Here is a 12,401-nt window from a genome sequence, read left to right as displayed (position 1 = left end):
AATGCTCCGATTTTATCCCCGTAAAACATATATAATTGTCAGTATTTCACCGGCCAAAACTGTCTATGGTGCGGATTGTTTTCAATTCTGCAGAACCGGCGAAATTCATCTCTGCCGGTTTCTGAAATATCCGTCAGTCATTCAATATAACAGGGGAGCGCAAGTGATGAGTAACAAAAACATCCTCAGAATAATAACCGGAACCACACTCGTTCTGGCACTGCATATTGCATCCGTATCCGCTGCCACCGGATTACCCGGCGGGGCATCATCGCTCTCCGAAACTTACGGCAACTGGACAGTTTCCTGCCTTGTACAAAAACAGGATGACGCGCAGAAAGTCCTCTGTTCCATGTCCCAGCAACAGGTTGATGATAAAAGACAGCGTGCTCTTGCCGTTGAACTCAGCCCCGATAAAAGCGGTGCATCCGGCGCCTTTGTTCTGCCATTTGGCCTCAATCTCAGCGCCGGAGCGGTTTTGCAGATTGATGAAACGACTGCCGACAAAGCTGTTGCATTCTCAACCTGCCTGCCAGCCGGTTGTATTGTACCCGCCAGTTTTGATACCGCGAAGACAGATGCTTTAAGTAAGGGGCAGAACCTGTCTGTCCTCATACAATCTGCGGACGGGAAAGACCTTAAACTCGCAGTCCCGCTGGATGGCTTTGCTTCCGCTATAAAACGCACCAGAGAATTGCTGAAATAAGTATCCGCTCAGAGTACAAAACAAAAAAGCTCCGGCGAACCGGAGCTTTTCTTTTAGGTACAGACCCGATCAGTATGGTGAATCAGGGAAGTAGAATTCCTGTGCATTGTCCTTGGTGACAAGGGTTGCATCCAGAATATAGCGTCCGCGTACCGGCACCTGATCGTAGAAATTGGCAACGGTCAGTTCCATTGCGGTTGCGATCATCGCAGGCGGATAGAGCACATCTACCGGCACCATAGCATCACCGTCGGCAACCTTTTTGATCATTTCTTTCATGCCGGCACCGCCGACAACCATTTTAATATCTGTGCGTTTGGCCTGCTGAATGGCTTCAAGAGCGCCAACGCTCATGTCGTCATCCTGCGTCCAGACCGCATCGATCTTCGGATATTTGACCAGATAATCCTGCATCACTTTAAAGGCATCATCGCGCGACCAGTTGCCGAACTGCTTATCCAGCACCTTGATGTCGCTGCCGGCCACTGCGCCGTCAAAACCCTTTTGGCGTTCTTCATCAATCACAATCGGCAGGCCGCGGATAACCACGACATCGCCTTTGCCAAGCGTATCTTTCAGATACTGACCGGCAACACGGCCGAGTTCTTCATTATTACCGGCAACATAAAGATCCTGAATGGACTGGTCAGACAATGCGCGGTCAACAACAGTAACGAAAATGCCCTTATCCTTCACCTGACGGATCGGATCGGTCAGCTCATCAGAATTGTGCGGCAGTGTTACCAGCGCATCCATGCCCTGCGTGGTCAGATCTTCCAGAGCATTGGCCTGCGAAGCGCCGTCCGGTGAGGTTTTGATGACAATTTTCAGACCCGGATGGCTCTTTTCCAGAACCGCTTTAGCCCGTTCTGCGTGATAGACAACGCCGCCTGTCCAGCCGTGGTCAGCCGCCGGTATCGACACGGCAATCGTGACTTTCTTTTCTTCCTGTGCCTGAGCCGCTGTCCCGAACAGGGCAGCAGCACAAACAGCACCTAACAGAATATTTTTCATGGTCTCACTCCCTGATATTTGGCCTGACGACACGGCGGTCCGGCCTCCCCTCCGCCGCTTTGCGACAGCGGAGCCACAGCCCCGCCGCCAAGAACATCTGCAATTACTGACGCCGCGACAATGACCGCTGCACCAGCATTGCAATAATGATAATCGCGCCCTGCACCGCCCCGATCAGATATTCACTGACCAGATCAGACAGAACCATAATATTACCGACAACCTCCAGAATGAGCGCACCGCAAACAGTACCCCAAATGCGCCCGACACCACCGCGCAAGGCTGTGCCGCCGATCACCACCGCAGTAATTGCCTGCAATTCCCACATCAGACCTGTGGTCGGCGTGGCTGCGCCCAGACGCGGAATGTAAATCAGAATAGCGATGGCAACGCAGATACCCTGAATGACAAAAGCCATCGTGCGCACGCGGTTGACCGGAATGCCGGAATAACGCGCCACATCCTGATTGGAACCAACCGCGATAATATGGCGGCCAAAAGCTGTGCGGTAGAGAATGAAAGATGCAATCAGTGCCACGACAATGATCGCAACAATCGGCACCGGAACGCCCAGAATATTGCCGAAATAAACCGGACGATAGGCTGCCCGCAGCTCCTGCGATTTCATGGCAATGGAACCGCCCTCAGCCAGATAAATGGTGAGTGCGCGGAATATCCCCATTGTGCCGAGTGTAACGATAAATGGTTCGATACGTCCGAGTGTGGTGGTGACGCCGTTGGCCAGTCCGCAAAGCGCGCCGACAACAATGGCAATACAGGCAGCCACCAGCAGCATCGGCAGAATGCCGGTGATGATGCCGGAATTCATAAACATGATCGTAACAGCTGCAACAAAGGCAGACATCGAGCCGACAGACAGATCGAGACCGCCGGATGAAATCACAAAGGTCGCGCCGATAGCGATAATCGCGATGAAGGCGCTGCGGGTTGCAATATTCAGCAGATTGTCCACACCGATGAAATTGGAGTTCACCAGCGTTCCAAAGACCAGCAGAGCCGCCAGCGCCACGAAAGGGGCAACAGCACGCAAATCCATATCCTGCCAGAAGCGGCGTTCTGTTGTATTTTGCGGAGTGGTTTTAGCCTGTTCTGTCATAGCGCCTCTGCAAAAATTGCAGCCTCTGAAGATGTAACACCGGTAGCGTGCACAACAATTTCATTCTCGGTCATTTTGTCTCCGCTGAGTTCCGCAACGATACGGCCATTGCGCATCACCAGTGCGCCGTGACACAGGCCGATCAGTTCCGGCATTTCCGAAGAAATCACGATTACGGCTTTGCCCTGTGCGGCCAGCTCGGCAATAAAGCGGTAAATCTGCTCTTTGGTGCCAATGTCGATACCGCGTGTCGGCTCATCAATAATCACAATATCCGGTTCAAGCAGCATCATCTTCGCCAGCAGCAATTTCTGCTGATTACCGCCTGAAAGCTGTCCGGCGAGAAGATCAGGATTACGGGTACGGATATCAAAGTCCCCGATTGCCTTTTCCAATGCTGCGGCCTCGGCAGTGCGGTTGATCTGCAAGCCTGAAAACTGGCTTAAAGCGGCCAATGTCAGATTGGTGCGCAGGTTTTGTGCCAGCAACAGTCCTTTGCCCTTGCGGTCTTCACTCAGGTAAACAAGTCCGGCATCCATGCTCTCACGGGCATTATGAAAGCGCCGTGCGGTTCCGTTGACACGCACAGTACCATGCGCATGACGCAAGCCCACCACGCCCTCGCAAAGCTCGGTGCGCCCCGCGCCAATCAGCCCCGCAAAACCGAGTATTTCACCTTTATGCAGCGTAAAGCCACAATTGCTCGCATAACCCGGAACGGTAAAATCCAAGACTTCCAGCACCGGCGTTCTGACCTGCGGGATGACACGTTCCGGATAAAGCTGGGACATATCCCGCCCGACCATCAGCTGCGCCATATCCAGCGGTTCCAGCCCCTCAGCCTCGCGCGTTGTAATCATCTGCCCGTCGCGCAGCACTGTCACGCGATCGGCAATGGCTTTCACCTCCGGCAAGCGGTGCGAAATATACAAAATCGCAGCACCGCGATTACGGATAGCCATGATGACTTTGAGCAAAGCCTCAGTTTCAACCGGCGTCAGCGACGCAGTTGGCTCATCAAAAATCACCAGTCTGTGCGGCACCAGCAAAGCACGGGCAATCTGTACCAGCTGCCTCTGCGCAATCGACAATTGCTCGACACGCATAGTCGGCTCGATATCCGCACCGAGATCCGCAACTGCTGTTCTGGCCTGCGCATTCATGGCACGGTCATTCAGCATCAGCCCTTTGCGCTGCTCGCGGCCGAGGAAAATATTCTGCGCAACCGTCATATCCGGTGCCAGCAAAATTTCCTGATGCACCAGCACAATACCGCGTTGCTCCGCATCAACCGGCCCTGACAGCACAACCGGCTGCCCATCAATAAAGATTGTGCCTTTGCTCGGACTTAAATGCCCGGCAAGCAGTTTCATCAGTGTTGACTTACCGGCACCGTTCTCGCCGATCACCGTATGGATTTCACCCTCACGGATATCCAGCGTAATGTCGCGCAGCACTTCCACCGGACCAAAACTTTTGGCCAGTCCCTCAACACGCATAAAAGGTGGTTTGCTGCTCGTGTCTCGTTCTGTCATCGCAAATTTGTCCAGACATTGCCCGCTTTGGATGAAGCCACAGAAGCTTCAATAAAGCGCATTCCTTCAAGCCCGTCTTCAACAGTCGGATACAACACCGCCGCATCCGGTTTTTCACCGTTGCGCGCTGCGCGGATAGCGCGTGCTGCTTCCGTGTAAATCGTGGCAAAACCTTCGAGATAACCTTCCGGATGCCCGCCCGGAATACGGGTAACTCGTGCCGCTGAGGCACCGGCTCCGGCACCGCCACGGGTGATGAGTTGCTTCGGCTCGCCGAAACGCGTGAACCACAGATAATTCGGATCAGACTGCGACCATTCCAGACCGCCTTTGCTGCCATAGACCCGCAGTTTCAGCCCGTTTTCATTGCCGACGGCAACCTGACTTGCCCATAACATGCCGCGTGCGCCGCCTTTGTAGCGCAGCATAATCTGCACATCATCGTCCAGCGCCCGCCCCTCAACAAAACTGGTCAGCTGCGCCAGCACAGCCTCGGCTTCAAGACCGCTGACAAATCCGGCCAGATGATAGGCATGGGTGCCGATATCACCGATTGCGCCACCGGCGCCGGAGCGCTTCGGGTCTGTGCGCCATTCAGCCTGTTTATTACCGCTCAGCTCACTGCGCTCGGTCAGCCAATCCTGCGCATATTCGGCCTGCACAACACGGATATCGCCCAGATCACCATTGGCGACCATTTCCCGCGCCTGCCGGATCATCGGATAGCCACTGTAATTATGGGTCAGCACAAAGATTTTGCCGGATTGCTGAACAGTTTCAACCAGTTGCTTGGCTTCAGCAACTGTAGTTGTCAGCGGCTTGTCGCAAATCACGTGAATGCCTGCGGCCAGAAAAGCACGGGCAGCAGCGCCATGCAGATGGTTCGGCGTGACTATAGCCACAGCCTCAATCCCATCCGGCCGTTTGCTTTCCGCCAGCGCCATTTCTTCAAAAGATGCATAGGAACGCTCAGGTGCAATGCCCAGCTCTTGCGCAGAAGCACCGGCGCGTGCCGGATCGGATGAAAGCGCACCGGCAACCAGTTCATACTGATCGTCAATCCGCGCTGCAATGCGATGCACGGCGCCGATAAAAGCGCCCTGCCCGCCGCCGACCATGCCAAGTCTGATACGATGTGCTGCGTTTCCCATAGCCACCTCCTCTTAACCCAGACCGAGCATTTTACGGTTTGCCGCATCATCAGTGCCCGCATCGGCAAAATCATCAAAAGCACGCTCTGTAACGCGGATAATATGATGACGGATAAATTCCGCACCTTCGCGTGCACCGTCTTCAGGATGCTTCAATGCGCATTCCCATTCAAGCACAGCCCAGCTATCGAAGTCATGCGTTGTCAGTTTCGAGAAAATACCGCCGAAATCGACCTGCCCGTCACCCAATGAGCGGAAACGGCCTGCGCGGTTTACCCAGCTCTGGAAGCCGCCATAAACGCCCTGTCGTCCGGTCGGATTAAACTCCGCATCCTTGACGTGAAACGCTTTGATGCGTTCGTGATAAATATCAATGAAATCAAGGTAATCGAGCTGCTGCAGCACGAAATGCGACGGATCATACAGGATATTGGCGCGGGCATGATTTTTCACCCGATCCAAGAACATCTCATAGGAAATACCGTCATGCAGGTCTTCCCCTGGATGTAATTCGTAGCAAACATCCACACCGTTTTCATCGGCATAATTGAGCAGCGGTGTCCAGCGTTGCGCCAGTTCATCAAAAGCTGTCTCGACAAGACCGGCAGGGCGCTGCGGCCACGGATAGACATAGGGCCATGCCAGCGCACCGGAGAAGGATGCCATCGCATTCAGACCAAGATGTTTTGAGGCTCGCAACGCACGGCGCACCTGATCTTCCGCCCATTTCTGCCGTGCCTGCGGATTGCCACGAACATCCTCATCGGCAAAGCCGTCAAAGGCTGCATCATAGGCCGGATGCACCGCAACAAGCTGTCCCTGCAAATGCGTTGAAAGCTCGGTGATCTCCAAACCATTATCAGCGGCAATGCCTTTGATTTCATCGCAATAGGTTTGCGAGTCCGATGCTTTTTTCAGATCGAACAAACGCTTATCCCATGTCGGAATCTGCACGCCCTTATAGCCCAGCGAGGCTGCCCATTTGCAGATATTCTCAAAGGAGTTAAACGGTGCCGCATCTCCCGCAAACTGCGCCAGAAATATCGCCGGTCCTTTAATCGTTTTCATCATCCCACTCCCGAATTTTCTGTATCGTTTCTGATGTTCGCCGTTGCCAGAAGGGCAACTAAACGTAACAATTCACGATATTCTCCAGATATTCCTGACGACCGGAAACCGGCTGCGGCTCAATTCCGCTGTCACGCACATAGGCAGCAATGTCTTCCAGTGATTGTTTGCCCTGCAACATGGCCTGCGCCTGCGGCTGCTGCCATCCGGCATAACGCGCATCAAGCGGAGCGGACAAAGCTTTGTCCTCAATCATTTTCGCAGCGGCTTTAAGCCCGCGTGCACAGCAATCCATCGCGCCGATATGCGCAATCAGCAGATCCTGCGGATCGAGCGACTGACGACGCAGTTTGGCATCAAAATTTGTGCCGCCGGTGGTAAAGCCGCCGCTTTGCAGAACCTGATAATAAGCCAGCGCCATTTCCGGCACATTGTTCGGAAACTGATCTGTATCCCAGCCGGACTGGTCATCATTGCGGTTCATATCAATGGAGCCGAAAATGCCCAGCGCATTGGCCATTGCCAGTTCATGCTCGAATGAATGACCGGCAAGAATCGCATGCCCCTGCTCGATATTGACCTTCACTTCGCCTTCCAGACCATAGCGCTTGAGAAAGCCGTAAACAGTAGCAACATCAAAATCATATTGGTGTTTGGTCGGCTCCTGCGGCTTGGGCTCGACAAGGATTGTGCCTTTGAAACCGATTTTGTGCTTGTAATCGACCACCAGTGAGAGAAAGCGCCCCATCTGGTCAAGCTCGCGCCCTGCATCGGTATTCAGCAGGGTTTCATAGCCTTCACGCCCGCCCCAGAGCACATAATTCTCACCATTCAGGCGGTGCGTCACATCCATGCAATGCTTAACCGTCGCGGCAGCATAGGCAAAAATTTCAGGATCAGGATTGGTGGCAGCACCGGCCATATAGCGGCGATGCGAGAAAAGATTGGCGGTCCCCCAGAGCAGTTTGACGCCCGTCTGGTTCATCTTTTCCTGAAGATAATCGGCCATATGGTCTAGATTGGCCGATGTTTCCGCGAAATTTTTGCCCTCAGGGCGGATATCCGCATCATGGAAACAATAATAAGGTGTACCGAGCAGCGTAAACAATTCAAAAGCCACATCAGCTTTGCGCTTCGCGTGATCCAGCGTGTCGCCGAACCACGGGCGCTCAAATGTCTGCCCGCCGAACGGATCGCCGCCAACCCATGCAAAACTGTGCCAATAGGCAATGGCAAAGCGCAGGTGATCTTCCAGTCTTTTGCCCAGTACAATCTCGTCCGGATTGTAGAAACGATAGGCAAGCGGATTGGTGCTTTTCTCACCCTCATAGCGGATGGGTTTATCCAATCCGAAGAAACCTGTGCTCATGCCGTTACCCTCTGTGCGTTATTATTATTTGTCACCAGCAATTTTGATTTCTGAACTTCCGTCTCCGCATCAACGCGAAGCAAAGATGTGATTGCACAGCCTTGCAGGATCAGCGGCTGTTCCGACGGATAGCAACGAATGGTCAGATCTTTGGGCGATTGCAGGCCGTTACGCGGCCCGACCTGCCGTCCATCGGCAAGATCGCCGCTGATGGTCTGGCGCAATTCATCCTCAATGAGATCAAAGGCGTGCACACCGGGACCGACAAAAGCCAGCGGCACCGGATCAATCAGCGAGAAAATGCTGCGCAAGGCAAAACCAAGCGCCTTGCCTGCCTGCTGGAAAGCCTGCCGTGCAACGCCGTCTGCCGTTCTGGCCTCATGCGCCAGCGCATAAAAATCGCTCTCCGGAATCATCGCTACGGGCGCACTGTTTTCATCAACACCATGCGCCTTGCGCCAGATGCCATAATCACTGGCATAGGCCTCAAGACAACCGTGGCGACCACAGCGGCACAAAGCGCCATCCGGCATATAGACCACATGGCCGAATTCCGCAGCAGACGAGCGCGCACCGGAAAACGGTTCGCCTTTCAGATACAGCCCCATGCCGATACCGGACGAAAACAAGATCGCCGCGAAATCACCGTGGAAGATATCCGGCTGCGACCAGCGCAAGGCTTCGGCGATCATCAGACAGTCGTTGAAGACCATCACCGGAACATCAAAAGCCTGTTTCAGAAAATCTGCGATGGTCACATTTTCCGCACCGATTGTCGGTGACCAGACCAGCATCTGATGGGCAGCATCAGTCATGCCCTGCACACTCACAGAGATATGGCGCAGATTTTTCGCCTGAACAGGATAGCGGTTGAGTAATTCGCTGATCTGCCGCTCCAAGGCTGCAAGAAGTGCATCCGGTGCTATAGTCAGCGTATCAAGCTGCAATTGCTCAAAGGCAATTCTCTGCCCCGCATAATCGAACAGGTCTACGTCAATCACATTCAGCGCGATATTGACCGCAACGACAGATGCGCATTGCGGATTGAGCCCGAGCAAAACCTGCGGACGGCCACGCTTGCCCTCAGCATTATTCGCGGCTTCTGTTTCTGGTACTTCAACGAGCACCTGCTCTGCCAGCAACATGGCACTGATAGCGGAAATTGTGGAGTGGCTCATGCCGGTCATGCCGGCGATATCCGTGCGTGACAGGCTGCCGGACTGCCGCAGCAATCGCAGAATCCGTCGCCGGTTTTGCCAGCGCAACTCTTCAGATCGTGAAACGCCTCCCGTCACACGACACCTCCCTTATAACGGAACGGTTCTTAGCGACCTGTTTCCGTCTGTCTCCTCTGCGGATAAGACTGGCACGGATTTTTCTGCTTGTCATCTATTTTTCGAGTATCGAAAAAAATAAGATTTCTATGCCTCAGCAATAAAATCAGACCGGATAATTAAAAAACGAAGGCATATGACAGGGAAATAAAAGAATCACATGCCGCATCGGCTGGTGCGATTCGGATAAATTACAATTTTCGGAAAATTCGATTCTTCTTCAGAAAATACCGCTGACACGGAAATATACCGTATCAAAACAATGAATTACCGCTTTAAGCGGATAAATCTCTGTATTTTGTAAAGTGAGAAAAAGATTGGCTGGGGAACCTGGATTCGAACCAAGACTAACGGAGTCAGAGTCCGTCGTTCTACCATTAAACTATTCCCCAGCATCGCTGCTCTGTGAGAGCGAAGCGGTGACGCTCGCGGCGCCGTGGGTGGTCATATAATTGATATTTTCACAAATGCAAACCCTCTTTGCACTGATTTCAATATATTTTTCCACAGATCACAAAATTCTCCTTTCTCTTAGCAATTTGCGCCCCTTGGTAAATCGGCAAAGGACTGTTACATTAAGGGTAACGTGAAATAGTCTGCACCATGCCTGCGTCCCTGAAGGGTTCGCGCGGTGCCAAAAGGACAAAAACTTTGAAGAACCCCGATCTGCACACCCCAAAGGTGTCTATCAACGGGGCGTCTGGCGGCAAAGAAGGAAGAACATCTTCCTCTGAACCGCCGAATACAGGGCAACGGTCAGGCCGTTCTCCTGTCGGCTCATCGTCACCAAAGCCCGTGGCAGATGAATCGGGGCGCTTCGATAAAAAACAGCGCAAACGCGCGCGCCGGCGAAAAGCCGGTAAGCATAATGGCTCGGAAACGATGTCAGCCGGTGCACAAGGGGCCTCCCTTGCCGCCGAACGGGTTTCTGCAAACAGCGATAAGTCATCTTCAGCCAAATCAGCACGTGCAGAAAACGGTTCCGGCAATCATGCACCGAAAAGCGAGCAGAAAAACGGCCAAAGAAACGGGAAGAAACTCTCGAACCGCCGCAGACGCTCACGTCGTAAAAAGCAGGACAATCCGGCCGCAGCCAATAATATAGCTGCGGCACCGTCTGCACAGTCCGCTTCACAAGCGCAAACCGCCAAGCACGGCCATACACCGAACCGCCAAAGCCCGAAACCAATTGCGGCCAGAACAGAGCATAATTCCGGCCATGCAGGTGAAAACCGCGCGCCGCAGGCTGCGCAGCCGCGCGCCTATGAGCCGCCACTTTATGCAGCGCTTGATCTTGGTACCAATAATTGCCGTCTGCTGATTGCAACGCCGAGCAGACCCGGACAATTTCGCGTTGTCGATTCCTTCTCGCGTATTGTGCGTCTTGGTGAAGGCTTCGGCACCAGCGGCCGCCTGAGCGATCAGGCAATGAACCGTGCGATTGAAGCATTGAAAATCTGCCGTGATAAGCTTGAAAGCAAGAATATCCGCCGCAGACGCCTGATCGCGACGGAAGCCTGCCGCTCGGCCAGCAATGGTGCGGATTTTCTGGAGCGGGTACGCGAAGAAGCCGGTCTTGAGTTGGAAATTGTGGACCGTCAGACTGAAGCAAGCCTTGCGGTTTCCGGCTGCGGTACACTGGTCAATCGCGAGACCGATGCGCTTGTGCTGTTTGACATCGGTGGCGGCTCTTCGGAAATCGCTCTGATTGATGTGACCTGCCGCCGCTCTTCGCGCCTTGCAGAACACATTACCGCATGGACCTCCCTGCCCGTTGGTGTTGTCACTCTGGCGGAGAAATTCGGCGGACGCGATGTTACGCCTGAAAATTATGCGGAAATGGTTGCCTATGTTGCCGGTATGCTGAATGATTTCAGCGAACGCCACAAGCTGGGTGAGCTTGCTCAAAGTACGCATTTCCATCTGCTCGGCACCTCCGGTACGGTAACCACTCTGGCAGGCATTCATCTGGGGCTTGAGCGCTATGACCGCCGCCGCGTGGATGGCATGTGGATGGGGTCACAGGATGTGACTGACATGACCGCCAAGCTGTTGTCATGGGATTTCAAAACCCGTGTGGCCAATCCGTGCATCGGCGCTGACCGTGCTGATCTGGTGCTGGCCGGTTGTGCTATTCTCGATGCCATCCGTCAGATCTGGCCGAGCGAAAGATTGCTGGTTGCCGATCGCGGCTTGCGTGAAGGTATCCTTACTGAATTGATGTCCCGCGATGGTGCATGGCGCCACCGCCGCCCTCATCAGGCAAAAGAAACTTATATGAAAAACGGTTCCGGCAGGGACACGCAGCTAAAGGGCAGACAGTCGATATGAGCGGTTCTGGAAGCAAGTCCGGCAAATCAAAATTCGGCAACACCACCGGTGGTCGTGGCGGCGCAGGCACGCGCGGCATGCATGTGCGCGTCAAGAAAAAGGCCGGCACGATCAAAGAAACATCGCGCCGCTGGCTGGAACGCCATCTCAACGACCCTTATGTGCAGCAATCCAAGGCAGACGGCTATCGCTCCCGCGCGGCCTATAAGCTGATTGAGATCAACGAGCGCTATAATATTCTGAAAAAAGGCCAGAAGATTATCGATCTTGGCGCCGCCCCCGGTGGCTGGAGCCAGATTGCGGCGAAGATCGTCGGCTCCAATGATGAGCAGCCGCATGTGGTCGGCATTGATTATCTCGACGTTGATCCGTTGCCGGGTGTTGCACTCCTGAAAATGGACTTTCTGGATGATGAAGCACCGAATGCAATTATGAATGCATTGGGTGACTCACCTGATCTGGTGATTTCCGATATGGCAGCACCAACCACCGGCCATCGTCGTACCGACCATTTGCGCACCGCGCATCTTTGCGAAGTCGCAGCGCATTTTGCCGTTTCGGTACTGAAACCGGGTGGCCACTTCCTGACCAAGACCTTTCAGGGCGGTACCGAGAACGACCTGCTGACCATGCTGAAGCAGAATTTCCGCTCTGTGCATCACGTTAAACCGCCTGCATCGCGCGCGGAATCCGTTGAGCTTTATCTGCTCGCCCGTGATTTCAAAGGCCGTAAGGAAGATGACAGCGAAGAATAAATTCGCCTCATTCTATTCAAC

10 protein-coding genes and 1 tRNA gene are annotated in these 12,401 nt (G+C 53.8%); 3 read left to right on the top strand and 8 right to left on the bottom strand.

The window, feature by feature from the left end:
- Positions 1–166 precede the first annotated feature (166 nt).
- Positions 167–706 (top strand): invasion associated locus B family protein, encoded by a 540-nt coding sequence (locus JNC80_RS09490; protein ID WP_376710169.1) that lies wholly within the window; start codon positions 167–169, stop codon positions 704–706.
- Positions 707–775: 69 nt separating this feature from the next.
- Here the strand turns inward: JNC80_RS09490 and JNC80_RS09485 are convergent, their stop codons facing one another.
- The 8 genes from JNC80_RS09485 to JNC80_RS09450 form a co-directional block, all read right to left on the bottom strand.
- The gene (locus JNC80_RS09485) at positions 776–1,720 is read right to left on the bottom strand and encodes a substrate-binding domain-containing protein (protein WP_075654438.1); all 945 of its coding nucleotides are present in this window, start codon (positions 1,718–1,720) and stop codon (positions 776–778) included.
- 103 nt (positions 1,721–1,823) lie between these two features.
- Positions 1,824–2,837: an ABC transporter permease gene (locus tag JNC80_RS09480; RefSeq protein ID WP_075654437.1), complete on the bottom strand. Its 1,014-nt coding sequence runs from the start codon at positions 2,835–2,837 to the stop codon at positions 1,824–1,826.
- Positions 2,834–4,372 carry a sugar ABC transporter ATP-binding protein gene (locus JNC80_RS09475; protein ID WP_376710168.1) on the bottom strand — a complete coding sequence of 513 codons (1,539 nt, stop codon included), beginning with the start codon at positions 4,370–4,372 and terminating at the stop codon, positions 2,834–2,836. The genes JNC80_RS09480 and JNC80_RS09475 overlap by 4 nt, the downstream gene beginning before the upstream one ends.
- Positions 4,369–5,523: a Gfo/Idh/MocA family protein gene (locus tag JNC80_RS09470; RefSeq protein ID WP_376710167.1), complete on the bottom strand. Its 1,155-nt coding sequence runs from the start codon at positions 5,521–5,523 to the stop codon at positions 4,369–4,371. The genes JNC80_RS09475 and JNC80_RS09470 overlap by 4 nt, the downstream gene beginning before the upstream one ends.
- Positions 5,524–5,535: 12 nt before the next feature.
- The gene (locus tag JNC80_RS09465; RefSeq protein WP_376710166.1) at positions 5,536–6,591 is read right to left on the bottom strand and encodes a sugar phosphate isomerase/epimerase family protein; all 1,056 of its coding nucleotides are present in this window, start codon (positions 6,589–6,591) and stop codon (positions 5,536–5,538) included.
- A 58-nt stretch (positions 6,592–6,649) separates the two neighbouring features.
- Positions 6,650–7,960: a xylose isomerase gene (gene xylA, locus JNC80_RS09460; protein ID WP_376710165.1), complete on the bottom strand. Its 1,311-nt coding sequence runs from the start codon at positions 7,958–7,960 to the stop codon at positions 6,650–6,652.
- The gene (locus tag JNC80_RS09455) at positions 7,957–9,255 is read right to left on the bottom strand and encodes an ROK family protein (protein WP_376710164.1); all 1,299 of its coding nucleotides are present in this window, start codon (positions 9,253–9,255) and stop codon (positions 7,957–7,959) included. Before JNC80_RS09455 ends, xylA begins: the two co-directional genes overlap by 4 nt.
- Before the next feature lie 357 nt (positions 9,256–9,612).
- Positions 9,613–9,686: transfer RNA gene (locus JNC80_RS09450), tRNA-Gln, on the bottom strand.
- Between the two features lie 259 nt (positions 9,687–9,945).
- Here JNC80_RS09450 and JNC80_RS09445 point away from each other — a divergent pair.
- Both JNC80_RS09445 and JNC80_RS09440 read left to right on the top strand, forming a co-directional pair.
- Positions 9,946–11,625 carry a Ppx/GppA phosphatase family protein gene (locus JNC80_RS09445; RefSeq protein ID WP_376710163.1) on the top strand — a complete coding sequence of 560 codons (1,680 nt, stop codon included), beginning with the start codon at positions 9,946–9,948 and terminating at the stop codon, positions 11,623–11,625.
- Complete coding sequence (locus tag JNC80_RS09440; protein WP_022711220.1) at positions 11,622–12,380, top strand: RlmE family RNA methyltransferase; 759 nt, start codon at positions 11,622–11,624, stop codon at positions 12,378–12,380. Before JNC80_RS09445 ends, JNC80_RS09440 begins: the two co-directional genes overlap by 4 nt.
- The last annotated feature ends 21 nt before the right edge of the window (positions 12,381–12,401 follow it).

It is taken from the genome of Pseudochrobactrum lubricantis (assembly GCF_041929865.1).
Taxonomy (GTDB): Bacteria; Pseudomonadota; Alphaproteobacteria; order Rhizobiales; family Rhizobiaceae; genus Pseudochrobactrum; species Pseudochrobactrum saccharolyticum.
The sequence above is the reverse complement of the archived record's forward strand: the minus strand, read 5'-3'. Positions and strand labels throughout refer to the sequence as shown.

Excerpts from the sequence above, each read along its gene's own strand:
- JNC80_RS09465 (WP_376710166.1), bottom strand. The coding sequence starts at position 6,591 with ATGAAAACGATTAAAGGACCGGCGATATTTCTGGCGCAGTTTGCGGGA.
- JNC80_RS09485 (WP_075654438.1), bottom strand. The coding sequence starts at position 1,720 with ATGAAAAATATTCTGTTAGGTGCTGTTTGTGCTGCTGCCCTGTTCGGG.
- JNC80_RS09490 (WP_376710169.1), top strand. The coding sequence starts at position 167 with ATGAGTAACAAAAACATCCTCAGAATAATAACCGGAACCACACTCGTT.
- JNC80_RS09470 (WP_376710167.1), bottom strand. The coding sequence starts at position 5,523 with ATGGGAAACGCAGCACATCGTATCAGACTTGGCATGGTCGGCGGCGGG.
- JNC80_RS09475 (WP_376710168.1), bottom strand. The coding sequence starts at position 4,372 with ATGACAGAACGAGACACGAGCAGCAAACCACCTTTTATGCGTGTTGAG.
- JNC80_RS09440 (WP_022711220.1), top strand. The coding sequence starts at position 11,622 with ATGAGCGGTTCTGGAAGCAAGTCCGGCAAATCAAAATTCGGCAACACC.
- xylA (WP_376710165.1), bottom strand. The coding sequence starts at position 7,960 with ATGAGCACAGGTTTCTTCGGATTGGATAAACCCATCCGCTATGAGGGT.
- JNC80_RS09480 (WP_075654437.1), bottom strand. The coding sequence starts at position 2,837 with ATGACAGAACAGGCTAAAACCACTCCGCAAAATACAACAGAACGCCGC.